Annotated in this window: 23 protein-coding genes and 1 pseudogene; 8 read left to right on the top strand and 16 right to left on the bottom strand. The window is 70.1% G+C overall.

Translation table 11 applies throughout. The annotated features are described in order from the left end of the window. Nucleotides 1-38 precede the first annotated feature (38 nt). The 3 genes from CMO28_RS12935 to CMO28_RS12925 form a co-directional block, all read right to left on the bottom strand. A complete protein-coding gene (locus tag CMO28_RS12935) occupies nucleotides 39-395 on the bottom strand; it encodes a hypothetical protein (RefSeq protein WP_062761580.1) in 357 nt (118 codons plus the stop codon). Further along, nucleotides 392-1,309 carry an isocitrate lyase/PEP mutase family protein gene (locus CMO28_RS12930; RefSeq protein ID WP_296714062.1) on the bottom strand — a complete coding sequence of 306 codons (918 nt, stop codon included), beginning with the start codon at nucleotides 1,307-1,309 and terminating at the stop codon, nucleotides 392-394. Before CMO28_RS12930 ends, CMO28_RS12935 begins: the two co-directional genes overlap by 4 nt. 71 nt (nucleotides 1,310-1,380) lie before the next feature. Further along, nucleotides 1,381-2,538, bottom strand: coding sequence for an alpha-hydroxy acid oxidase (locus CMO28_RS12925; protein WP_296714060.1), 1,158 nt, complete (start codon nucleotides 2,536-2,538; stop codon nucleotides 1,381-1,383). 123 nt (nucleotides 2,539-2,661) lie between these two features. Between CMO28_RS12925 and CMO28_RS12920 the strand changes: the two genes are divergently transcribed. Then, a complete protein-coding gene (locus tag CMO28_RS12920) occupies nucleotides 2,662-3,438 on the top strand; it encodes an FCD domain-containing protein (RefSeq protein WP_296714239.1) in 777 nt (258 codons plus the stop codon). 22 nt (nucleotides 3,439-3,460) lie between these two features. Here CMO28_RS12920 and CMO28_RS12915 read toward each other — a convergent pair whose 3' ends face one another. The 3 genes from CMO28_RS12915 to CMO28_RS12905 all read right to left on the bottom strand — a co-directional run bounded on the left by CMO28_RS12915 (nucleotide 3,461) and on the right by CMO28_RS12905 (nucleotide 5,603). Next, entirely contained in the window at nucleotides 3,461-3,979 is a 519-nt protein-coding gene (locus tag CMO28_RS12915) for an arsenate reductase ArsC (RefSeq protein ID WP_062761584.1), read from the bottom strand. 128 nt (nucleotides 3,980-4,107) lie between these two features. Beyond that, complete coding sequence (locus tag CMO28_RS12910; protein ID WP_296714058.1) at nucleotides 4,108-4,932, bottom strand: DUF2272 domain-containing protein; 825 nt, start codon at nucleotides 4,930-4,932, stop codon at nucleotides 4,108-4,110. Nucleotides 4,933-4,940: 8 nt separating this feature from the next. Beyond that, complete coding sequence (locus CMO28_RS12905; protein ID WP_014743978.1) at nucleotides 4,941-5,603, bottom strand: L,D-transpeptidase family protein; 663 nt, start codon at nucleotides 5,601-5,603, stop codon at nucleotides 4,941-4,943. A gap of 119 nt (nucleotides 5,604-5,722) precedes the next feature. On the opposite strand from CMO28_RS12905, the gene CMO28_RS12900 reads away from it, so the two are divergent. From CMO28_RS12900 to CMO28_RS29925, 6 genes and pseudogenes are all read left to right on the top strand, one after another. Then, nucleotides 5,723-6,163 carry a group III truncated hemoglobin gene (locus CMO28_RS12900; RefSeq protein ID WP_296714055.1) on the top strand — a complete coding sequence of 147 codons (441 nt, stop codon included), beginning with the start codon at nucleotides 5,723-5,725 and terminating at the stop codon, nucleotides 6,161-6,163. Nucleotides 6,164-6,298: 135 nt separating this feature from the next. Beyond that, a complete protein-coding gene (locus CMO28_RS12895) occupies nucleotides 6,299-6,649 on the top strand; it encodes a hypothetical protein (RefSeq protein ID WP_062761588.1) in 351 nt (116 codons plus the stop codon). Between the two features lie 264 nt (nucleotides 6,650-6,913). Beyond that, nucleotides 6,914-7,867 (top strand): LysR substrate-binding domain-containing protein, encoded by a 954-nt coding sequence (locus CMO28_RS12890; RefSeq protein ID WP_062761589.1) that lies wholly within the window; start codon nucleotides 6,914-6,916, stop codon nucleotides 7,865-7,867. 40 nt (nucleotides 7,868-7,907) lie between these two features. Further along, nucleotides 7,908-8,582, top strand: coding sequence for a nitrile hydratase subunit alpha (gene nthA, locus CMO28_RS12885; protein ID WP_296714050.1), 675 nt, complete (start codon nucleotides 7,908-7,910; stop codon nucleotides 8,580-8,582). Continuing rightward, nucleotides 8,579-9,253: a nitrile hydratase subunit beta gene (nthB, locus tag CMO28_RS12880; RefSeq protein WP_296714049.1), complete on the top strand. Its 675-nt coding sequence runs from the start codon at nucleotides 8,579-8,581 to the stop codon at nucleotides 9,251-9,253. The genes nthA and nthB overlap by 4 nt, the downstream gene beginning before the upstream one ends. Before the next feature lie 137 nt (nucleotides 9,254-9,390). Next, nucleotides 9,391-9,758: pseudogene (locus CMO28_RS29925) on the top strand (nitrile hydratase accessory protein). Here CMO28_RS29925 and CMO28_RS12870 read toward each other — a convergent pair. The 10 genes from CMO28_RS12870 to glpD form a co-directional block, all read right to left on the bottom strand. Beyond that, complete coding sequence (locus CMO28_RS12870; protein ID WP_296714045.1) at nucleotides 9,718-10,449, bottom strand: response regulator; 732 nt, start codon at nucleotides 10,447-10,449, stop codon at nucleotides 9,718-9,720. The pseudogene CMO28_RS29925 and the gene CMO28_RS12870 sit on opposite strands and share 41 nt — an antisense overlap. A gap of 21 nt (nucleotides 10,450-10,470) precedes the next feature. Next, a complete protein-coding gene (locus CMO28_RS12865) occupies nucleotides 10,471-13,218 on the bottom strand; it encodes a sensor histidine kinase (RefSeq protein WP_296714043.1) in 2,748 nt (915 codons plus the stop codon). Nucleotides 13,219-13,245: 27 nt separating this feature from the next. Further along, entirely contained in the window at nucleotides 13,246-13,824 is a 579-nt protein-coding gene (gene kdpC, locus CMO28_RS12860; protein ID WP_296714236.1) for a potassium-transporting ATPase subunit KdpC, read from the bottom strand. Nucleotides 13,825-13,853: 29 nt separating this feature from the next. Next, the gene (gene kdpB / locus CMO28_RS12855) at nucleotides 13,854-15,902 is read right to left on the bottom strand and encodes a potassium-transporting ATPase subunit KdpB (RefSeq protein ID WP_296714041.1); all 2,049 of its coding nucleotides are present in this window, start codon (nucleotides 15,900-15,902) and stop codon (nucleotides 13,854-13,856) included. A 14-nt stretch (nucleotides 15,903-15,916) separates the two neighbouring features. Next, nucleotides 15,917-17,617: a potassium-transporting ATPase subunit KdpA gene (gene kdpA / locus CMO28_RS12850; RefSeq protein WP_296714039.1), complete on the bottom strand. Its 1,701-nt coding sequence runs from the start codon at nucleotides 17,615-17,617 to the stop codon at nucleotides 15,917-15,919. Between the two features lie 30 nt (nucleotides 17,618-17,647). Next, nucleotides 17,648-17,764 carry a potassium-transporting ATPase subunit F gene (locus CMO28_RS12845; protein WP_296714035.1) on the bottom strand — a complete coding sequence of 39 codons (117 nt, stop codon included), beginning with the start codon at nucleotides 17,762-17,764 and terminating at the stop codon, nucleotides 17,648-17,650. A 230-nt stretch (nucleotides 17,765-17,994) separates the two neighbouring features. Further along, nucleotides 17,995-18,636, bottom strand: coding sequence for a DUF6655 family protein (locus CMO28_RS12840; RefSeq protein WP_062761597.1), 642 nt, complete (start codon nucleotides 18,634-18,636; stop codon nucleotides 17,995-17,997). A gap of 131 nt (nucleotides 18,637-18,767) precedes the next feature. After that, the gene (locus tag CMO28_RS12835; protein ID WP_296714032.1) at nucleotides 18,768-19,310 is read right to left on the bottom strand and encodes a tetratricopeptide repeat protein; all 543 of its coding nucleotides are present in this window, start codon (nucleotides 19,308-19,310) and stop codon (nucleotides 18,768-18,770) included. A gap of 120 nt (nucleotides 19,311-19,430) precedes the next feature. Then, the gene (glpK, locus tag CMO28_RS12830; protein ID WP_296714031.1) at nucleotides 19,431-20,957 is read right to left on the bottom strand and encodes a glycerol kinase GlpK; all 1,527 of its coding nucleotides are present in this window, start codon (nucleotides 20,955-20,957) and stop codon (nucleotides 19,431-19,433) included. Nucleotides 20,958-21,136: 179 nt separating this feature from the next. Next, entirely contained in the window at nucleotides 21,137-22,681 is a 1,545-nt protein-coding gene (glpD, locus tag CMO28_RS12825) for a glycerol-3-phosphate dehydrogenase (RefSeq protein ID WP_296714029.1), read from the bottom strand. A 436-nt stretch (nucleotides 22,682-23,117) separates the two neighbouring features. Between glpD and CMO28_RS12820 the strand changes: the two genes are divergently transcribed. Further along, complete coding sequence (locus CMO28_RS12820) at nucleotides 23,118-23,747, top strand: LysE/ArgO family amino acid transporter (protein WP_296714027.1); 630 nt, start codon at nucleotides 23,118-23,120, stop codon at nucleotides 23,745-23,747. Nucleotides 23,748-23,774: the final 27 nt, after the last annotated feature.

Raw genomic sequence — 23,774 nt, 5'->3', positions numbered from 1 at the left:
ATAGGAACAGCTTCATCGTCGGCGGCGCCGGCAGGCTTTCACCCGCGGGCGGTATCCTCCCCACGCTCCGATGCCGGCAGTGCCGAAATGCTGTCGGGTCCAAGCCGGCTGCCGCAGATGGGGCAGTCCATCAGCGCCAGCGCCTGTTCGATGCGCTCGGGCGTGGCGCCCTGGCGGACCATCTCGGCACGCACCTCCGCACGGAAGGCCAGATGCCGGCGCTGTTCGGCCAGCGCGTTCTCCAGCACCGCCCCCGCCGTGCCGGTCGCCGGCTCTACCGTGAAGGCAGCTGCCGGCCGGCCGGCGGCCAGCATGGCCGCGCCCGCCGCACCGGCGCCGAGCCCTGAGAGAAAACGCCGCCGCCCCGTGGACGGCTTGTCCGAACGATCGGTCATTCTCCGGTCTCCTGATCCGGATGGGGGCGGCTCGCGATCCCCCGCGCCGCCTGGTCGAGATAGGCCTGTTCGCGCGCCCGAAGATCGGGCAGCCCGACCAGCTGGTTGAAGCCGTCGAAATCGAGCATGCGATCGGCAAAGGCCGTGGTGATGCCGTCGCGGCGCAAGGTCGCGAACAGCTCGCGCGCAGCCCTGGCGACCGCATAGGTCAGGGCCACCGGATGGGTGACCACGGCATAACCGATCTCCTGAAGCGCGGCCGCGGTCAGCATCGGGGTCAACCCGCCCTCGATGTTGTTGGCCAGCAGCGGCGCCTGCACCGCCGCACAGATCCGGCGCATCTGCTCCACCGTGCGCGGCGCTTCGACGAAGACCATGTCGGCGCCCAGCTCGCGATAAAGACAGGCGCGGTCGATCGCCGCCTCGATCCCGTCCACGGCAAGCGCATCCGTCCTGGCCATGATCACCAGATCCGGATCGCGCCGCGCATCCAGCGCCGCCTGCAGCTTGGCGACCATGTCCTCGACCGGCACCACCGCCTTGCCGGCCATGTGGCCGCAGCGCTTGGGGAAGACCTGATCCTCGATGAACAGCCCGGCGACGCCGGCCTGTTCATAGGCCCGCACCGCCCGCCGGGTGTTGGTGACATTGCCGAAACCGGTATCGGCATCGGCAAAGACCGGCACATCGACCGCATCGCAGATCCGGGCATAGTGGTCGGCCAGTTCACGCATGGACAGCTGCGAGGTGTCGGGCTCGCCGATCAGCGCCGCCGTCGAGGCATAGCCGCCGCAGGTGACCGCCTCGAAACCGGCCTCGGCGGCGATGCGCGCGGTCAGCGCATCCTGCACGCCGGGCATTTCCAGAATCTCCGGGGCCTCGACGAGGGCCCGGAAGCGTGAGGTGCGACGCATATGGGTACCGCCAGTCGGTTCTGTTTCAATGTTCCTTCAACGGTATAGCGCAGGACGACTGTCTCTGCCAGTCATCCGGCCCGGCTGCGGAAACGCAGGCCGTCCCGGCCAAGCTGATCGATCGAGGTGCAGCCCATCAGCTTCATGTCGCGCTCGATCTCGATCCGCATCAACTCCAGCGCCCGTTCCACCCCGGGCTGACCGGCGGCGGCCAGCGGGAAAAGATAGTAGCGGCCCAGCCCCACAGCCTTGGCCCCCAGCGCCAGGGCCTTCAGCACATGGGTGCCGCGCTGGACGCCGCCATCCATCATCACGTCGATCCGGTCGCCCACGGCATCGACGATCTCGGCCAGCTGGTCGAAGCCGGTGCGCGACCCGTCGAGCTGACGGCCGCCATGGTTGGAGAGCACGATGCCGGTGCAGCCGATCTCCGCCGCCCGTTTCGCATCCTCCACCGACATGATGCCCTTCAGGCAGAACTGCCCGCCCCAGTCCCGAACCATGGCGGCGACATCGTCCCAGGTCATCGACGGGTCGAGCATCTCGGTGAAATAGCGGCTGATCGACATGGTGCCGCCGCCCATGTCGACATGGGCATCCAGCTGGGGCAGGCGGAAGCGTTCATGGGTGAAATGTTCGATCGCCCAGCGCGGCTTGATCGCAAACTGCGTGATCCCGGCCAGGTTCAGCCGGAAAGGAATGGCGAAGCCGGTGCGCTTGTCGCGTTCGCGATTGCCGCCGGTGATGCTGTCGACCGTCAGCATCATCACCTGGACGCCGGCATCGCGGGCACGCTCCATCATCGCCCGGTTCAGGCCGCGATCCTTGTGGAAATAGAACTGATAGACCTGCGGGCCGTTTGAGATCCGCCGCGCCTCTTCCAGGCTGACGGTGCCGAGCGACGAGACGCCGAACATGGTGCCGAACTTCCCCGCCGCGGCGGCCACCGCCCGCTCCCCCTGGGGGTGGAACAGCCGCTGCAAAGCGGTGGGCGAGCAGTAGACCGGCATCGCCAGCTTCTGGCCCATCACCGTCACCGACATGTCGACCGCACCCACGCCACGCAGCACCCGGGGCACCAGATCGCAGTCGTCGAAGGCGGCGGTGTTGCGGCGCAGCGTCACCTCGTCATCAGCGGCGCCGTCGATATAGTCGAAGATCGGCCCCGGCAGGCGACGGCGGGCCATGCGGCGGAAATCGTGGAAATTATGGCAGTCGGCAAGGCGCATCACGCTCTCCAGGGGATGACGGCCGGGCCTACCGGTCGTATAAGAGAACCAGAACTGATATCTTGGTAAACTCATTTTACCAAGAATGCAATGACAAGAGCCATGCGCAACAGGACGGACGTGATGGAACAGGACGAGGGCAAACCGGCCGCCGACGGCGCGGCGGCGCGGACCGCCCGACAGATCGAGACGCTGATCCTGGAGGGGGCGCTCAGCCCCGGTGATCCGCTGCTGCCGGAGCGGGAACTGGCCGAGCGGCTGGGCGTCTCTCGCCCGACATTGCGCCAGGCCCTGAAACTGCTGGAAAGCCGCGGTCTGATCCTGGCCGATCAGGGGCGACGGCTGGTGGCGCCGCTGGGCCGCGGGCTGACCGATCCGCTGATCGCGCTGATGGCCGATCACGGCGAGGTGGTCGACGACTATCTGGAATTCCGCGCCACGGCGGAACGCATGGCCGCGGGCCTGGCGGCACGGCGGGCGAACGACGTGGATCGCGCCCGGATCGGCGAGGCCATGGCCGCCATCGACCGGGCCCATGACACCGGATCGGAACCGGCCGAGGCCGCGGCCGATGTCGCCCTGCATCTGGCGCTTTACGAGGCCTCGCACAATCTGGTGCTGATGCAGGTCATGCGCGCCCTGACCGGCCTGCTGCGCCGGGGCGTGATGGACAATCGCGAAACGATGTTCCGCCGGCCCGAAACCCGCGAGGCGCTGCGCGCCCAGCATCGTGCGATCCACGACGCCGTGCTGGCGGGCGATGCGGCCGCGGCCGAAACCGCGGCAGAGGCCCATATCCGCTATGTTCATCGGGCGCTGGGCGAGATCGCGGCGGCAGAGGCCCGGCTCGCCACATCGCTGCGCCGGCTGGACGGCGGCGGGATCGCCCGGCGCGGCTGACGCCACGCCGGGCGATCATGCGTCAGGCCGCGGCAGTGTCGCCGATATCGTCGATGCGCTGCTGCAGCGACAGCCGGTCGAGAGCCGCGATCGAGAGGTTGGCGAAGATGCCGATCCGGGTGTTGAGCATGCGGAAGGCCTCGGCCACCGCCAGGGCACGCTCGGCATCGCTGCCCTCGACGGCCGAGGGGTCGGGCACCCCCCAATGGGCGGTCATCGGCTGGCCGGGCCAGGCCGGGCAGGTCTCCCGCGCCTGATCGCAGACCGTGAACACGAAGTCGAAGCGCGGCGCGTCGGGGCCACGAAACTCGTCCCAGCTCTTCGAGCGCAGCCCTTCGGTCGGGATGCGCGACCGTTCGAGCAGGGCCAGCGCCAGCGGATCGGGCGCGCCGGCCGGGTGGCTGCCGGCGCTGTAGGCCCGGAAACGCCCCTTGCCCAGATGGTTGAGCAGGGCTTCGGCCATAATGCTGCGTACGGCATTGCCGGTGCACAGGAACAGCACGTTGTGGATGCGGTCAGGAGTGGGTGCCGTGTCGCTCATCAGAAACCTCGGATCCGCTGGAGCGCGCGGGCCCCAAGGGCCCGCCGGTCCGCCGATCCTGCCGCCGGGCTCCGGACCGCTCCGTGACCGTCCGGTGACCGCTGGATGAAACCGCAGCGACGTCCCGGTCAGTGGTCGACCGCGGCGAGCGTCACGAACCAATGAGGCGTGCCCCTGACCGGGATCGGCCGTCCCGCGGCATCAGCCGGGAACAGGCTCATCGCCACCCGATCCCGGACATTGCCGCCGATCGCCGCGATCGTGCCCGGCCCGACCCTGACCACCAGATCGCAATGCATACCCCGCGGCCGCGTATCCCAGCCGCGGGCGCGGGCATCCAGCACCTCCCGCGCGCGCTGGTGCCAGTCATCGAGTTCGGGACCGCCTTCCGACCGGCCGCGATCGGCGCAGAGCAGATCGCCCGGCCGGATCGAGGTCTCGTGCGGATCGGCCGGCACGAAACGGGCGGTGAGGTCGCCCTGGGCGCCGAGGGCCCGGAAGATCACATGGTCGACATAGTCCAGATGCCGCGAGGCCGGCGGCAGATCGGCCGGAGAGATGCCGGCCATGCAGGCGACATAGGAGATGAAGGCCGCCGACCAGGGCGACAGCTCCGGCACGTCGGAGGCGCCCATCTTCAGGCCGTGATCATCCGCCGCCGCCCGCCAGTAGAGCTGAAGCCGGCCGCGCACCCGGCTGTCGGTCTCGTCCAGGCCCGGCGGGTTCAGCGACGGGGCGCCGCCACGGAAATCGACCACCGGGCTGCCGAAGGCCCGCCATTCGCCCTCGGCCACATTGACCATCGCCGCAACCATGCCGCCCGGCGGCGGCTCCGCCGCGCAGACCAGAGGTGCCGCCCGCGGCGCATCGGGCCCCGGAATGCTGCCGCCCCCGCAGGCCGCGAGGACCAGGCTCGCGATCAGCCCGGGCAGGATCCGCAGCCGCCACCCCATGGCCGGCCTCAGGCCCGCATGTCGATCGGGAAGGGACGGCGGCCGTTATACGAGATCATCTCGCGGATCTCGTCGATTTCCTGATTGGTGACCGCCAGGCAGCCGAGCGTCCAGCTGCGGTCGCCGCGGGCATGAATGCTTTCCCACGGGCCGTCGCCGGTGCCGTGCAGGCCGATCGCGCCGCCGAGCTTCAGCCGGCCGCCGGCCGCGGCGGCACGCGCCTTGTCTTCGGCATTCGGATAGCTGATCGGGATGAACCAGCGGAAGCCGTCGAGGGATTCGCGCCCCGGCGGCATCATGTGATAGCGGCCCTCGGGGGTCAGGGCGTCGCCCTCTTCCCGCTTCGGGCCCGGGCCACCGCGGCCGATGGCGACCGAATAGCGCTTCACCTCGCGGTCGCCGTCGAAGAAGACCAGGCTGCGCTCCATCTTGCTCAGCACCGCCCGGGTCGGGAACAGCGGCATGCCCGGCACGACCTCCTGCGGCGGCAGGGTTTCGGGCATCGGCGCCGGCTCGATCACCGTCATCTGGCGGGGGGCACGCGCCTCACAGCCCGCAAGCAGGCCTGTTCCGGCCACGAGCCCGGCCACGCCGAAACGCAGGAAGCGCCGCCGTCCCGGCGTCGCCGGCCCCTGTGGCACAGAGTGCTTCTGATCCTTCAGATCCGTCATCGGGTTTTCCGTCTGTCCCCTTGGCCCCACAATGGTTTACGTTGCCACGCGGCAGGGGGCAAGGCCCCAATCGCATGCCGCCGCCCCACGCCTCTTCCGCAGCCGTCGCGAGCCCGTACATGACCACCTCCCCACCTCTCCGCCAGCGCGCAGCCGTCACCGACAGCCCCGTCGATCCCGCCACCCTGGAACGGCTGGTCGCCGCCTTCTACGATCGTGCCCGCCACGACGAAATGCTGGCGCCGGTCTTTGCCCGGGTCGCCGATGATGCCTGGCCCGACCACATCGCCCGGGTGGTCGGGTTCTGGCGCTCAGTGCTGTTCCACGACGGCAGCTATAAGGGCAGTCCGATGCGCACCCATGCGGCGATGCCCGAGCTGACGCCGGGTCATTTCCACCGCTGGCTGGCGATCTGGCGCGAGACCGCGATCCGCACCTGCCCGCCGGTGGCGGCGATGCTGATGATCGACAAGGCCGAGCGCATGGCCGCGGCGCTGGCCGGCGGCCATCCGACCGCAGGGGCGGCACGCGACCCCCAGGACACAGCGGGCCGGACATAAGGATCAAATCGTCGCAGGATCAACGGATTCGGGGTTGGATTGCGCGACATTTCGGCGCATCCTTTGCCCGGCTCTAGCCGCACCCCGGCCCGGACACTTCGTCCCGGCCCGCGTGCCGATACGGAGATCGCCGATATGTCCGCCCTGATCGCCGCCGCTTCGCCCGCTCGCACCGCCACCGCCACCACCGTGACCGCGACCACCATCGCGACCATCACCCTTGGTGCCGCCGTGACCGTGATGACCGTGCAGGCCGCCCGCAATCAGGGTCGCGACCGCAATTGGTTTGGCGGCTGGCAGGCCGACCATGCCGATGGAGGCTCCATCTCGCGCCGTCAGTTCGACCTCGACGGTCGCCGCGGCAAAGATGACAAGCGACCGGGTGGTACCGTGATGCATCCGCAGCACGCTGCCACCCCGACCGCCCGGCATGGCGCCGTCACGCCGCCGGCCTCCGCCCGTTCCGGAGTACCCCGCGCCGCCTGAGTGCGGCGGGTTCCGGCCCAAGCTCCCCTTATCCGTCAGTTCAGACCGCCTTCGACCCGGCATCCGCCTGAGGCCGTTGGTTCAGCCATCCCGTTTCTCTTAATGGAGAGACGGATTGCCGGACCGGCCGCGGATGGTGCGGACAGGCTGGCCGGCCCATCATGGTGATCCCATGATGCGGACCGCACGCCCCTGACCGCCCCGCGCTGCCCCAGAGGCCCAGCGGATGCCGCCCGGTCGACGCCAGATCCGGAGCGTCCTGCCATGTCACGCCGTCGCCTTCCCCCCCTGGGTGCCCTGCACGCCTTCGAGGCTGCCGCCCGCCATCAGAGTTTCGCCCGCGCCGCCGAGGAACTGCACCTCACCGACGGCGCCATCAGCCACCGGATCCGCGATCTGGAAGACCGGCTGGGCATGCGGCTGTTCCGCCGGCTGCACCGCAAGGTGGTGCTGACCGAACACGGACGGCGGCTCTATGCCACCTCGCGCGAAATGTTCGACCTGCTGGCCCGCGGGCTGGTGGAGCTGGACGGCCTGCCGGCCGAGCCGGTCCGCATTGCGGCACCCGCGGTGATCGCCACCCGCTGGCTGCTGCCGCGCATGGACGAGCTCGAGGCCGCCGTGCCCGGGATCGAGCCGCATCTGATGGTGGAAGGCGCCCCCGATGGCGATGCCCCGCCGCCCGACCTGATCCTGAGGATCGGGGCCCGGCCGCGCGGCAGCGAGCGGGTCGACCGGCTGGCCGGCGACATGCTGGTGCCGGTCGCCGCCCCGGTCTATCTGGCCCGGGCCGGCCGGCCGGCGGCCCCCGAAGCCCTGCTGCGCTACCGGCTGCTGCGCGGCCCCGAAGATGCCTGGGACCTGTGGTTCCGCAGTGCCGGCATCTCCCGCGCCGAGCCGCCGCGCGGCCCGGTTCTGGGCGATCACGACCATCTGATCGGCGCCGCCATCGCCGGCCATGGCGTGGCGCTGGCACCGAACCGCATGGTCGCGACCGACATCGCCGCCGGCCGCCTGGCCCGGCTGTTCGCCACCGCCGTGCCCTGGACCGACGCCTACTGGCTGATCCACGGGGAAAGTGCGGCCGACCGGCCCGAGATCGAGCGCGTCGCCGCCTGGCTGGAACAGGCGATGACGGCCGATGACGGGCTGCCCGGCCGGTCCACACTGCCGGGCACCGACTTGCGCCGCATACCCGAGCGGCCTACCGTCGACTGAACGGAACCGCGCACGGAAACGACGCCCCAGGGAGGACAGGATGGCAGGCGATCATCATGACCATGCCCATGATCACGATCATGATCACGGACATGACGGGCAGGGGCACGCGCATGCGGCCCCGCCTTCGCCCATGGCGGCGCGGGTGAAGGCGATCGAGGCGCTGGCGGTGGCCAAGGGGCTGGTCGATCCGGCGGCGCTCGACCTGATCGTCGACACCTATGAAAGCAAGGTCGGGCCGCGCAACGGCGCCCGCGTGGTCGCCCGCGCCTGGACCGACCCGGCCTACAAGGCCCGGCTGCTGAGCGATGCCACCGCCGCCATCGCCGAGTTCGGCTTCACCGGCCGCCAGGGCGAGGACATGGTGGTGCTGGAGAACACCGACCGGGTGCACAACATGGTCGTGTGCACGCTGTGCTCCTGCTATCCCTGGACGGTGCTGGGCCTGCCGCCGGTCTGGTACAAATCCGCCCCCTATCGCTCGCGGGCCGTGCTGGACCCGCGCGGGGTGCTCGCCGAATTCGGCTGCACGATCGGCGACGAGGTCGAGGTCAGGGTCTGGGACAGCACCGCCGAACTGCGCTATCTGGTCCTGCCGCAGCGCCCCGCCGGCACCGAGGGCTGGGACGAGGACCGGCTGGCGGAGATCGTCACCCGGGATGCGATGATCGGCGTCACGCGCATCGCCGATCAGACGGCGGAGCTGCGGCCATGAACGGGGCACAGGATCTGGGCGGCATGATGGGCTTCGGCCCGATCGGGATCGAGGTGAACGAGCCGGTCTTTCATGCCCCCTGGGAAGCGCGCGCGCTGGCGGTCACGCTGGCGGTGGGTTTCCTGGGCCGCTGGTCGATCGACGAGGCACGCCATGCCCGCGAAAGCCTGCCGCCGCCGGTCTATCTGACCAGCAGCTACTATGAAATCTGGCTGCGCGGGCTTGAAAGGTTGATGGTCCGCCATGGCCTCGCCACCGACGCTGAATTTGAAACGGGGGTGCCCGATCCGGCGGCCCCGGCCCTGCCGGCCGATCTGAAATCCGCCCCCGATGCCACCCAGGCCGCCGCCATCCTGGCGCGCGGTGCCAGCGCCCGCCGGGAGGGCAGCGGCCGCCCCGCCCGCTTCAAGGCCGGCGACCGGGTAAAGGTCCGCGATATCAACACGCTGGCCCATACCAGGGCGCCGCGCTATGTGCGCGGCCGCGTGGGCACGATCGAGCGCCTGCACGGCGATTTCGTGCTGCCGGATGCCGCCGCCGCCCGCCGCGGCGAGGATCCCCAGCCCTGCTATGCCGTGCGCTTCGCCGCACGCGATCTCTGGGGCGAGACCGCCCATCCCAATGACTGCGTCCACGCCGATCTGTGGGACGACTATCTGGAGCCGGCATGATGGCGACGGAGCATCAACCCCCCTCAACACCCCGCCCCATCACCGTGGTGCCGGCCGGTGCTGCCCGCCCCGCGGCCACCGGCACGCCGGATGCCGGCGCCCACGGCATCACCTGCACGCCGCCCGCAGCCCGGCCAATGCCGCCCCTGCTGCTGGGCCAACCGGCCGATGCCGAGGGACCGGTCTTCCGCGAACCCTGGGAAGCCCAGGCTTTCGCCCTGGTCGTGTCCCTGCACGAGGCCGGCCTGTTCAGCTGGAACGAATGGGCGGCGACCCTGTCGGCGCGCATCGTGACCGCCCAGCTGGGCGGCGATCCGGATCTCGGCACCACCTATTACCATCACTGGCTGGCGGCGCTGGAAGACATCACTCGCGCCAAGGGCCTGGCCTGATCCGGCCCACCATCACCCCCCACCATCAACCCATAGAGTTGATGGTGGGGTTGCCCCCGCCCGGCCCCGTCTTCAGCCTCCCTCCAGCCGGTAGCCGACGCCGGGTTCGTTGACGATCAGCTTCGGATCGGCGGGGTCGTCGCCCAGCTTCTGGCGCAGATGGCCGACATAGATCCGCAGATAATGGGTGTCGGCCTCGTGCGCCGGCCCCCAGACCTCGCGCAGCAGCTGGGCATGGGTCATCATCCGGCCGCGATTGCGGGCCAGGATGCGCAGCAGGTCGTATTCCCGCCGGCTGAGCTTCACCGGCTGACCGTCGAGCGTCACTTCATGGCGGGGCTGATCGATGGTGATCCGGGGGCCGATGCGGATCAGCGCCTCGTCATCAGGCGCGGCCGGGATCTGCCCCGGCTGGGCCGGTGCGGTGCCGCGCGCCCGCAGCGTCGCCCGGATACGGGCGGTGAGCTCGGCGATGCCGAAGGGCTTGGTGACATAGTCATCCGCCCCCCGATCCAGCGCCGCCACCTTGCCGGCCTCGTCGGCCCGCACCGAAAGGACCAGGATCGGTACGCCCGACCAGTCGCGGATCCGGCCGATCACCTCGGTGCCGTCGATATCGGGCAGGCCCAGATCCAGCACGATCATCGCCGGCGCCCGGGTCGCCGCGGCCCGGACCGCCTCCTCCCCCGTCGCCGCCTCGATCACCTCGAAGCCGGCGGCACCGAGCGCGATCTTGAGAAAGCGGCGGATCTGGGGTTCGTCATCGACCACCAGAATGCGGGCGGTGTTCATGTCGACGGGCATCGTCTCTCCGATGAGGGGGCGTCACTCGGCATCTTCGGGCGGCGGGGCCGGCGGCTCCGCGACGGTCAGGCGGATCACGATCCGGGTGCCCTGGCCACCGGCACCGGCCTCGGCACGGATCGTGCCGCCATGAGCCTCGACGAAGCCGCGACAGATCGCAAGCCCGAGCCCGGTGCCGGCGGGCTGGCTGTCGCCCGCCTTCACCCGGTGGAACATGTCGAACACGGCCTCCCGATCCGCTTCGGGGATGCCCGGCCCGTCATCCTCTACCCGGATGTCGATGCTGCGGCCGCGATCGGCAAGGGCGGCGGCGATGGTGATCCGGCCATCCGGCCCGCCATGCTTGACCGCGTTGTCGACCAGATTGACCAGCACCTGTTCCATCAGCACCGCATCGACATGAAGCAGCGGCAGGCCTTCGGGCACCACCACGTCCAGCTGCCGCCCGCCCAGTTGCCGGGCCAGCCGGCCGCGCACCCGCCCGGCCAGTTCCGCCAGATCCACCCAGTCGCGACGCAGTGCCAGCGCGCCATGGCCGAGCCGGGTCATGTCCAGCAGGTTCTGGACATAGGCATCCAGCCGCCTCGCCTCGTCGTGGATGGTGTCGGCCAGCTCGCCGCGGGCGCCGGGATCCAGCGCCTCCCCCAGGCTCTTCAGGCTGGAGGCGGCACCGATGATCGAGACCAGCGGCGTGCGCAGATCATGGCTGATGGATGAGAGCAGGGCCGCCCGCAGGGCATCCGCCTCGCCCTTCAGCCGTTCCCGCTCGATATCCGCCGCGAGCAGGGTACGGTCGACGGCAAGCGCCGCTTGATCGACCACCGCCTCCAGCAGCCGGCGCTGTTCGGGGCCCAGCTGTTTCGGCCGGCCGTCGCGTCCGCCGAACGAGACGCCGACCAGCCCCACGGGCCCCCGCGCGGCCTTCATCGGCACGAACAGCCAGTCGGATGCCGGCAGCGTGTCGGAAGACCAGCCCGCCGGCCGCTCGTGCCGCCAGGCCCATTCCGCCGCCGCCCGGTTGGCGGGGGTCAGCCGGTCCTCAGGGGGAAAGCCGGCGCCGATCCTGAGCCCGCCATCGGGTTCCGGCAGCAGCAGCACCGCATCGCATTGCAGCGTGCGGGCGACATGGGAGACCACCGCCCAGGCGACATCGTCGACATCGGCCGCCCCGGCGGCCTTGCGGGCGAAATCATACAGATTGCCGACCCGCCGCGCCGCCTGCCGCTCCGCCTGCACCCGCTCCCGCAGCCGACCGGCGAGATTGCCGGTCAGCGCCGCCGCAATCAGGAAGAAGACGATGGTCAGGATGTCCTCGGTCCGCGACACCTGAAAAGTGTGGTGGGGCACGGTGAAGAAGAAATTGTAGGCGAAGAAGCTGAGCACGCTGGCCGCGATCGAGGGCCAGAGCCCGCCGCGCACCGCCACCACCAGGACCGCGATCAGGAAGACCAGCGACACATTGGGCAAAGGCAGGATCATCTCGACCAGGGTCGAGACCAGGGCGGCGGCGGCGACGGACACGCCGATCAGCGCCAGTTCCCGCGGCCCGAAATGCGGACCCGGGGCCTCCGCCTGCAGACGGCCGGGTTCGGCTGCGGCGGCGGTCGCCCCGGTCTCGGCGGCGATGACGGTCAATTCGAAGCCGGTCGCGCGGCTGACCAGCGCCTCGGCCAGCCCGCCGCCTGCCCCCAGGCGCCGCCACCAGGGCCGGCGGGGTGCCCGGCCGATCACGATCCGGCTGACATTGCGCTCCCGCGCCAGCGCCACCAGCTCGTCGGCCAGCCGCCGGGCATGGACCGGCCGCGGCAGCACGGTCCCCTCCGCCCCCAGCCGCTCGGCCAGCCTCAGTGCCCGGTTGGCGCGGTCCTGGGGGGTGTAATCACCGGCAGACGCGGCGCCGGCCCCGGTCTCGACATGAACCGCGATCCAGGGCAGCCGCGCGCGGTCGGCCATGCGCCGGCCGGCGCGGACCACCGCCTCGGCCTCTGCCCCCGTGCCGATACAGACCATCAGCCGTTCCCGCGCCGGCCAGGGGCCGGGCACGGCATGGGCGCGCATATAGCGGATCATCTCTTCATCGACCCGCTCGGCGGCCGCGCGCAGCGCCAGCTCGCGCAGCGCCGTCAGATTGCCGCGGCTGAAGAAATGCAGCACCGCCCGCCGCGCCTGGTCGCCCAGATAGACCTTGCCCTCGCGCAGGCGCCGGATCAGATCGTCGGGCGGCAGATCGATCAGCTCGATCTCGTCGGCCATCGCCAGCACGTCGTCGGGCAGGGTCTCGCGCACCCGGATGCGGGTGATGCGCTGGACGATGTCGTTCAGGCTTTCCAGATGCTGGACGTTGAGCGTGGTCAGCACGTCGATGCCGGCATCGATCAGTTCGGCCACATCCTGGAAGCGCTTTTCGTGGCGCGCCCCCGGCACGTTGGTATGGGCGAATTCATCGACCAGGGCCAGGGCCGGGCGGCGCGCCAGCACCGCATCCAGATCCATCTCGGGGAAGCTCCGGCCGCGATGGGTCAGGATCCGGCGCGGGATCACCTCCAGCCCGCGCAGCAGCGCCTCGGTCTCGGCCCGGCCATGGGTCTCGACCACCGCCACCGCGACGTCGGTCCCTTCGGCGCGGCGGCGCTGCGCCTCTTCCAGCATCGCATAGGTCTTGCCCACGCCGGGGGCGGCGCCCAGGAAGATCTTGAGCCGGCCGCGGCGCTCGCGCTTCGCATCCTCGATCAACGCCTCGGGGGCGGGTCTGTCGGCGTCTCTGGTCATCGGGCTCTCCACGGCGGAGCTTCAGGCTCAGCCTGCCCCGGGGCCGGCCATGGCGTCGAGTGCCATGTTGAGCCGCAGCAGGTTGACCCGCGGCTGGCCGATCAGCCCGGCGACCGGCCGCTCGACATGGGCAGCCACCAGCGCCGCCAGGGCATCGGGCGCCATCTGCCGGGCCTTCGCCACCCGCGGGATCTGCAGCCGCACCGCGTCGGGCGACAGATCCGGGTCGAGCCCCGATCCCGAGGCCGTCACCAGATCGCCCGGGACCGCGCCGCCCGTCCCCGTCTCTGCCCTGACCGCGGCGATGCGGTCGCGGATCTCTGCCGCCAGCGCGGCCGAGGTCGGCCCGAGATTGGAGGCGCCGGCCGCCGCCGCGTCGTAGTCGACGGCAGAGGGGCGGCCATGGAAATAGCCGGGAGAGGTGAACGCCTGGCCGACCAGCGCCGAGCCGACCACCCGCCCGGCCGCATCGGTGACCGGGCTGCCCGCCGCCTGCCGGGGCGCGATCGCCCCGGCAAGGCCGGCCATGGCCAGTGGATAGCCAAGGCCGAGCAGGCCCGAGAACAGCGCGAGCGGCACCACCGCCCGGCGGATGTTGCGCAACATGGGGTGCAGCATAAGACTGTCTCCCTCGCTCAGACCAGACCGAGGCCCGAGACGATCATGTCGATCGCCTTGATGCCGATGAAGGGCGCGATCAGCCCGCCCAGGCCATAGATCAGCAGGTTCCGGCGCAGCAGGGCCGCGGCCGAGCTGGCCCGCGCCGCAACGCCTTTGAGCGCCAGCGGCACCAGCGCCACGATGATCAGGGCGTTGAAGATGACCGCCGAGAGGATCGCGCTTTCGGGGCTTGAGAGCCGCATGATGTCGAGCGCGCCCAGCGCCGGATACACCCCGGCGAACAGCGCCGGGACGATGGCGAAATACTTCGCCACGTCATTGGCGATCGAGAAGGTGGTGAGGGCACCGCGGCTGACCAGCAGCTGCTTGCCCACCATCACCACCTCGATCAGCTTGGTGGGGTCGCTGTCGAGATCGATCAGATTGGCCGCCTCCTTGGCGGCCGGCGTGCCCTCGTTCATCGCCACGCCGACATCGGCCTGGGCCAGCGCCGGCGCATCGTTGGAGCCGTCGCCGCACATCGCGACCATTCGGCCCCTGGCCTGTTCGGCGCGGATCAGCTCCAGCTTGCGTTCGGGCGTGGCCTCGGCCAGCACGTCGTCGACACCGGCTTCGGCCGCGATCGCCGCCGCCGTGATCGGGTTGTCGCCGGTGATCATCACCGTGCGGATGCCCATCCGCCGCAGTTCCGAAAAGCGCTCGCGAATGCCGGGCTTGATCACATCCTTCAGGTGGATCACGCCCAGCGGCCGGTCGTCTTCCGCCACCACCAGCGGCGTGCCGCCGCTGCGCGCGACCTGATCGACCAGATGGCCGAGCTGGGGCGGGACGCTGCCCTTGGCCTGTTTCAGGATCGCATCGCCCGCGCCCTTGCGCAGCCGGCGGCCGTCATTCAGGTCCGCCCCGGAAATCCGGGTCTGGGCGGTGAACGGCACCATGCGCGCCACCTCCGCCGCCCCGGCATGGAAGCCATGGGCCTTGCGCGCCAGGTCGAGGATCGAGCGGCCCTCGGGCGTTTCGTCGCCAAGGCTGGCGAGCGCCGCAACCTCTGCCAGCTGCGCTTCCCCCACACCGGGCAGGGGCAGGAAGGCATCGGCCATGCGGTTGCCGAAGGTGATGGTGCCGGTCTTGTCCAGCAGCAGCACGTCGACATCGCCCGCCGCCTCGACCGCGCGGCCCGACCGGGCCACGACGCCGGCGCGGATCAACCGGTCCATGCCCGCGATGCCGATGGCCGAAAGCAGACCACCGATGGTGGTGGGGATGAGGGTGACCAGCAGCGCGATCAGGAAGCCGACCGGGATCAGCCGGCCCGAGAAGGCCGCGAAGGCTTCGAGGCTGGCCACCACGATCAGGAAGATGAGCGTCAGCGAGACCAGCAGGATGGTGAGCGCGATCTCGTTCGGCGTCTTGCGCCGCGTCGCGCCCTCGACCAGACCGATCATCCGGTCGAGGAAGCTTTCGCCCGGCCGCTGGGTGACGCGGACGACGATCGCATCCGACACCACCCGGGTGCCGCCGGTGACCGCCGAGCGGTCGCCGCCGCTTTCGCGGATCACCGGCGCGCTTTCGCCGGTGATGGCGCTTTCGTCGACCGAGGCGATGCCGGCGACGACCTCGCCATCGGCAGGCACGATGTCGCCCGCCTCGACATAGACCAGATCATCGGGGCCGAGATCGCGGGACGACACCGCACGCCAGTCATGGATGCGGGCATCGCCGCGCGGCATGGCCGGCAGCAGCTTTGCCGGCGTCTCGGACTGGGTGGCGCGCAGGCTGTCGGCGCGGGCCCGGCCGCGGCCCTCGGCCAGCGCCTCGGCGAAATTGCCGAACAGCACCGTCGCCCAAAGCCAGAGGCAGATCTGCGCCAGCACCGCACCATGGGGGCCGCCGCTTGCAAGATCGATCACGGCCAGGATGGTCGCGACGGCTGCGACCACGGCGGTGGTCAGCATCACCGGATTGCCCGCAAGGGCATGCGGTGCGAGCTTGGTGAAGGCCTCGCGGGCGGCGCGCGACAGCAGCGCCGGGTCGACGAGGCGGATGTCCTCGGATGTACGCATGGGAGCGGGTTCCGTCAGAACGTCCGGCCGAGGAGCATGGACAGATGCTCCGCGACGGGGCCCAGCGCGAGCGCCGGGAAATAGGTGAGACCGCCGATGATCGCGACCGTGCCGATCAGCAGGCCGATGAAGAGCGGGCCATGGGTCGGCAGGGTGCCGGCAGTGGCCGGGATCTTCTTCTTGGCGGCCAGGCTGCCGGCGATTGCCAGCACCACCACCACCGGCAGATAGCGGCCGATCATCATCGCGATGCCGACGGCGATGGCATGGAAGGTCTGCGCGGCGCCGAAGCCCGCGGAAGCCGAGCCGTTATTGCCGGCCGCCGAAGCATAGGCATAGAGGATCTCGGACAGGCCATGCGGTCCGGCATCCTGCACGGCGGCACGGCCCGCGGGCAGCACGGCCGAAAGGGCGGCCGGGACCAGCATCGCGACCGCGAGGCCGATCAGCGCCAGCATCGCCAGCGTCATCTCGCGGGCCTCGATCTTCTTGCCCATGTATTCGGGCGTGCGGCCGACCATCAGCCCGGCGGCGAAAACCGCGATCACCGCGAAGATCACCAGCCCGTAAAGCCCGCTGCCGACGCCGCCGAAGATCACCTCGCCCAGCATCATGCCGATCATGGCGACCATGCCGCCGAGCGGCGTGAAGCTGTCATGCATGGCATTGACCGAGCCGTTGGACGCGGCCGTGGTCGCCGCCGCCCAGATGGCGCTGTCGGCGGCCCCGAAGCGGACCTCCTTGCCTTCCATATTGGGACCGGCGAGGCCCAGCGCGTGATGGATCGGGTTGCCGGTCGTCTCCGCCCAGACGGTCAGCCCCACAAAGACGGCGAAGGGGATCAGCATGGCAAGGAACAGCGCCCGACCCTGGCGCGGATCGCCGGCAAGGCGGCCGAAGGCGAAGGGCATCGCCGCCGGCAGCGCCAGAATCGCCACCACCTCGATCAGGTTCGACCAGGCGGTCGGGTTTTCCAGCGGATGGGCGGAATTGACGCCATAGAAGCCGCCGCCATTGGTGCCGAGCTGCTTGATCGCCACCTGCGAGGCCACGGGCCCGAGCGGAATGGCCTGGGCATGGCCGTCGAGACCCATGGATGCCAGCGTGCCGGTCATCACCTGCGGCACACCCTGCAGCACCAGAAGGATGGTCACCGCAACCGCCAGCGGCAGCAGCAGGCGCAGCGTGATCCGGGTGACGTCGGTCGTCAGGCAGCCGATGGTCGGCGTCTCGGCGCGGGCAAAGCCGCGGGCCAGCGCCACCATCACCGCAATGCCGGTGGCCGCCGACAGAAAGTTCTGCACCCCCAGCCCGAAGGCCTGCGAGAAGGAGGACAGCTGCGCCTCCCCCGAATAGGCCTGCCAGTTGGTGTTGGTGACGAAGCTGATCGCGGTGTTGAAAGCGACCGCCGGATCGAGCGGCGGAATGCCGGCCGGGTTCCAGGGCAGCACGCCCTGGAGGCGCAGCACCCCATAAAGCAGCAGAAAGCCGGCATAGTTGAAGGCGATCAGCCCCAGCGCATAGCCGAGCCAGCTGCTTTCACGGCCGGCACGGACGCCCGACAGGCTGAGGATGCCGGCCTCGACCGGCGCAAAGACACGGCCCAAACGGCCGGAGGAAGACGCGGCGGCGACCGTCCAGCGGCCGAGCGGCACCGCGATCAGGGCCAGAATCGCGAGATAAAGCGCGATCCGCCCGAAATCCGTCGATGTCATGGGATGGCGGGATCCGTCTCAGGGGCGGGATCAGCGATCGGGGCGGATCAGAACGGCGGTGAGCCATGCGGCCAGCGCCACAACGGCCAGGCCGCCCAGAATCAACCCGATCAGATCGATCAGCCCCGGTTCAGGCAGGGGGGTCATAGCCGTGCGATCCCGACGGCTGCGAGAGCGGCCAGGCCGAACAGCCCGGATCCCAGCGCCAGCATCAGAATGTCCATCATGGCTCCGATCCTTGATGTGCGGAGCGACCGCAAGAGGACGCTCCCGTCAGGATGGAGTGTCGGCCGGAGGGCCGTAAAATCGCGATGGCGATCCTGGTCCGACTGCGTAAACGGGGCATAAAAAAAGCGCCGCAGGGCCGCCGGCCGGTCTCAATCCTCCGGCGCGCTCGCCAGGCCGAAATCCCTGAGGCTGGCGGTGATCGCCGGCACGTGCTGCTCTTCCGGCAGCACGTCGCTGCTGGTCCACGAGAACACCAGCACCGTCCAGTCGGTGATGTGCGAATAGCCGTAGACCGGGCCGGTCGCGTCGACGAAGCGGCCGTCATGGGCGTCGTAGGCGACGGCGGCGAGCTTGACCGTGCCGCGGCGCTCGTCGCGCTTCACCAGGGCCAGTTCGGGCGTGCTGACATCGCTCATCGGCACGGGAATGTCGATCGCCGGCAGGCCGAGCAGCGAGCTTTCGTCATCGATCGACAGCGCACCCGAACGGATCTCGATCACGACATCGGCAAGCGCCCGGTCGGGCATCAGCCGGGCGCCGCGGCGCAGCAGCTGTTCGCGCACGGCCCCGATCGCATACTTGCCGTCGATGGCCTCGAAATTGGTGGTGTCGAGGAAGACCGGGGCATCCTGCGGCAGGTCCAGGGTCAGTTCCTGCGCCGCCCTGTCGACCGCCGACGACAGCAGCAGCTGCTCGGTCGCCGTCCTGGACGGCAGGCTCTCGCGCGAGGAGGAACAGGCCGCAAGCGCAAGAGCTGCGAGCAGGGACGCAACGAGGCTGCCGACGCGCATACCGGTCCTTCCGGATGATGGGCCACATGATGCGGAACGACGAGAAACCTCGCCCATCTGCGCATCATCTTCAAGTGTTGCCCATTCGATCGTGTGCGGCTGGCACGTCTTTTCACCAATTGATCACGGTGTCAGTTCACCGTGCGCGGCAGATCCTCGGCCAGGGCTTCGACCATCTGGCGGACATTGGCCAGATAGGGGTTGAGCCGGAGCGCGGTTTCGAAGGCGGCGAGTGCCGCGGTGCGATCGCCGCGGCGCATGCAGATCTGGCCGAAGCCGCAGATCGCCCCGAAATGGCGGGGGTCCAGCTCCAGCGCCGTGCGGATGTCCTCCAGGCTCTCCTGGTCGCGTTCCTGCATGTAGTAGAGCGTGGCGCGGCGGTTCCAGGCCTCGGCGAAATCGGGCCAGCGCAGCACGGTGCGGTCCAGCACGCCTTCCGCCACCACCAGCCGGCCGGCGACCATGGCATCGATCGCCCGCGACAGCGCACGGGTCGCATCCGGGTCGTGATGCTCGCACCACAGCGCCCAGATCATCGCCTGGATGTCCTCGGGATCACGGTCATCCGTGGGCGTCTGCAAGGCGCGGAACAAGGCGTCCAGGCGCCGGGACATCACCGGCGACGGTCGTCTTTCGGCCCCGCTAAGGACCAGCTTCAGAACGTCGTTGACCATCGTCAGGCATCACCCCGCAAGGCAACGTGAACGGGCGGATCCGCACCCCCATCAGAATAGGGCGGATCCCCCGTTCGCGCCACCCCGCCGGAGCGGTGGACCCGCAGCCGTGACGGCCCGTCAGCTGCGGGTCAGCGTCCGGCGCACGGCATCCTGCCAGCCGCCGTAAAGCCGCTCGCGCTCGGCCTCGGCCATGCCCGGCTCGAAGCGCCGGTCCAGCGCCCAGCCTTCGGCGAAGACATCCGGTTCGGGGTAGACGCCGGTCGCGAGGCCGGCCAGATAGGCGGCCCCCATCGCGGTGGTCTCGCGCAGCTTCGGCCGGTCGACGGGGGTTGCCAGCATGTCGGCCAGACGCTGCATCAGCCAGTCGCTGGCGACCATGCCGCCATCGACGCGCAGCACGGTTTCGGAAAACCCGTCCCCCTCCCAGTCGCCACGCATCGCCTCGACCAGATCGCGGGTCTGATAGGCGACCGAATCCAGCACCGCGCGCGCAATCTCGCGCGGGCCGGTGGCCCGGGTCAGGCCGAACATCGCACCGCGGGCATCGGCATCCCAATGCGGCGCGCCGAGACCGGTGAAGGCCGGCACCAGATAGACGCTCTGCGCCGGATCGGCCTCTGCCGCCAGCACTTCGGTCTGGGCGGAAGTCTCGATCAGTCCCAGCCCGTCGCGCAGCCACTGCACCGCGGCGCCGGCCACGAAGATCGAGCCTTCCAGCGCATAGCTGCGCCGGCCGTTCAGCTGCAGCGCGACCGTGGTCAGCAGCCGGTTGCGCGACCGCACCGACTGATTGCCGGTCACCAGCAGGGCGAAGCAGCCGGTGCCATAGGTCGCCTTGACCATGCCGGGCCTGAAACAGGCCTGGCCGGTGGTCGCCGCCTGCTGATCGCCGGCGACACCACGGATCGGCACCGGCACGCCCAGCAGGTCGGGCAGGGTTTCGCCGAAGTCACCGGCGCTGTCGCGCACCTCGGGCAGCATGCCCATCGGCACGCCGAAGACCTTGCAGAGATCCGGGCACCAGGCGCCGCGATGGATGTCGTAGAGCATGGTGCGCGAGGCGTTGGTCGCATCGGTCGCATGCACCCGGCCGCCGGTCATCCGCCAGATCAGGAAGGCATCGACCGTGCCGAAGGCGAGTTTGCCCGCCTCCGCCGCCGCCCTGGCACCCGGCACCTTGTCCAGGATCCACGAGGCCTTGGTCGCCGAGAAATAGGGATCGAGCAGCAGGCCCGAACGGTCGCGAACCAGCTGTTCATGCCCGTCGCGCTTCAGATCGCCGCAGATCCGCGCCGTGCGCCGGTCCTGCCAGACGATGGCCGGATGGATGGCCCGCCCGGTCTCGCGATCCCAGACCACCGTGGTTTCACGCTGGTTGGTGATGCCGATACCGGCAAGTGCTGCCGCCTCCACACCGGCCTTCGCCAGCGCACCGCGCATGGTCTCGACGCTGGTCCGCCACAGATCTTCGGCATCATGTTCGACATGGCCGGAGGCGGGGAAGTGCTGGGGAAATTCCTGCTGGTCGGTCGCGACCACCTGCATGTCCTGGTTGAACAGCATGGCGCGGGTCGATGTGGTTCCCTGGTCGAGCGCCAGGATCAGACCTTCACGGGCAACATCGTCTTTGCGGTTGGCGGGCATGGGGACGGCGATCCTCCTCGGAAGCTGTGCCGGCCATGCGAATGCTCCCCCCGCACGCCCGGCACGCCGGGGCTTGGGCCGCCCCGGTCGTTTCAGGCGTCAGTTTGGGCCGGGGGACGGGGCCCCGGCAAGTCCGGTGGTGCCGGTTGCCCGGGCACCGCTCTGCTGCAGCCGCACGCTCACGCCGCAAGACGCGCCGAGCGGCGGGCCTGCATCCAGGCATCGAGCCGGCGGACACCCGCGGCATCGATCCTGAGACCCAGCTTGGTGCGCCGCCAGAGGACATCCTCTGCCGTGCGCGCCCATTCATGATCCATCAGCCAGGCCACCTCGCGGGCATGGAGACCGGCCCCGAAATGCTCGCCCAGCGCCGATGGGTCGCCCGCCGCATCGCCGATCACGCGATGGACATAGCCGCCATAGGCGCGGGCCAGACGCCGGCGGGTCCGTTCGTCCAGCACGGGATGGCTGAGCGCCAGGCTCTGCACCAGCGCCTCGACCCCGCCGGCGGGCAGGCGGCCGCCGGGCAGCGGCGCATCGGCGGTCCAGGGGCCGCGCAGCGCCCGGCCGTCGGTGCGTGCCGGCAGCAGCGGCTCCAGCTTCGCCAGCGCCGCCTCGGCCAGACGGCGATAGGTGGTGATCTTGCCGCCGAATGCGCTGATCACGGGTGCGGCCGCGGTGTCGACCGTCAGCACATAGTCGCGGGTCGCTTCCTGCGCCTTGCTCGCCCCGTCGTCATAAAGCGGGCGAACACCGGAATAGGTCCAGACCACCATCTCGGGCGTGACCGGGCGCCGGAAATAGCCCGAGACCGCCCGGCAGAGATAGTCGACCTCTTCGGGCGTGATCGCGACCCGGCCCGGGTCACCCTTGTGATCGGCATCGGTGGTGCCGATCAGGGTGAAGTCGTCCTCGTAGGGAATGGCGAAGACAATGCGGTTGTCGGCATTCTGGAAGATATAGGCGCGGTCGTGGTCGAACAGCCGGGGCACCACGATATGGCTGCCCCGCACCAGGCGCACCCGCTCGGGCGTCTTCACCTTCAGCCGGTCGACCAGGGTCTCCGCCACCCAGGGGCCGGCGGCATTGACCACCGCCCGGGCGCGGATGATCGAAACCTCCCCGGTCTCCACATCGCGCAGCGACAGCGTCCAGAGATCGGCGCCGCGATCGGCGGCGGTGAATTCAGTGCGGGTCAGGATGCGGGCGCCGTTTTCCTGCGCATCGAGCGCGTTCAGCACCACCAGCCGGGCATCGTCGACCCAGGCGTCGGAATATTCGAAAGCGGTGTGGTAGTCGTCCTTCAGCGGCAGGCCGGCCGCATCCCGCGACAGATCCAGGCGCCGGGTGCCCGGCAGCTTTCGCCGCCCGCCATTGCCGCCGGCCAGATGATCATAGATGAACAGGCCCAGCCGGATCATCCAGCGCGGCCGCAGGCCCCGGTGATGCGGCAGCACGAAGCGCAGCGGCCAGGCGATGTGGGGCAGCGCATCCAGCAGCACGGCGCGTTCCTGCAGCGCCTCGCGCACCAGCCGGAATTCGCGATGTTCCAGATAGCGCAGCCCGCCATGGATCAGCTTGGTGCTGGCGGACGAGGTGGCCCCGGCAAGGTCGCCCTTCTCCACCACCACCACATCCAGCCCGCGGCCGGCGGCATCGCGGGCAATGCCGCAGCCATTCACGCCGCCACCGATCACCGCCAGATCATACACATGCCCGGACATCGTCGAAGCCCCTCTGCAACCGGTCGGGTCGCGCTGGGCAGGCTGCGGATCACCCGCGCCGCCCCGTCAAACGAAATATGTTCGCACCGAAGTGAAAGTTCAAACGAAACAGAACGGAAGATCTCCGGGGGCTGCCCTGCACCGCCTGCACATCCCTCCGGCATGGGGGTCATGCGATCGCCCCCATTGCAGCCGGGCGTCCTGCCGGGCATAGTGGCGGCCTCTTGATCCCGTGATCGGAACCCGCCCCGCCATGGCTCTGCTCGTCTCGGCCTATCTCGAGAAAATCAGCCGCCGGAAGGTCTGAGGCCCGCACGGCCCGGTTGCCGTGCGAGCACCTCCCGCCGCCCGCCCCGCCCCGACAGACCGGCGCGGGCGATGATGTCGTGCATCGACAGGCGGCCCCGACCATTCCCGCAGACGGGTTTCGTTTTCCATGTCGCTTCCCATCGAAACCGCACTCGAAGGCTTTGCCCTCGGTGCCGGGCTGATCATTGCGATCGGCGCCCAGAACGCCTTCGTCCTCCGCCAGGGCCTGATCCGCGCCCATGTCCTGCCGATCGTCGCCTTTTGCGCCGCCACCGACGCGCTGCTCATCGGCGCCGGTGCCCTCGGCCTCGGCTCGCTGATCGCCGGTCACGAGGTCCTGCTTGGATACGTGTCGCTCGCGGGCGCGCTCTTCCTTGGCATCTATGGCCTGATGGCCGCCCGCCGCGCCCTGCATCCGGGCCGTCTCCTGCCCTCCGAAGCGGCCCCTGCCCCGCTTCTCGCGACGCTCGGGACCGTCGCGGCGGTCACCCTGCTCAACCCGCATGTCTATCTGGACACGGTCGTCCTGCTGGGCAGCATTTCCGGGCGCCACCCGATGCCGGAGCGGCTGTGGTTCGTGGGCGGCGCCGCGCTTGCCTCGATCAGCTGGTTCTCGGCGCTGGGCTGGGGCGCGCGGCTGCTGGTGCCGGTGTTCCGCCGGCCCGCCGCCTGGCGGGTGCTGGACGGGATCATCGCGCTGGTGATGTGGGCGATCGCCGCCCGGCTGGTCGCAGACGCGGTCACGCTCCTCGGCTGATCTCCGGAACCGGATGGCCTATGCTGG

This window comes from Tistrella sp., assembly GCF_002684955.1.
GTDB classification, from domain to species: Bacteria; Pseudomonadota; Alphaproteobacteria; order Tistrellales; family Tistrellaceae; genus Tistrella; species Tistrella mobilis.
The sequence above is the reverse complement of the archived record's forward strand: the minus strand, read 5'-3'. Positions and strand labels throughout refer to the sequence as shown.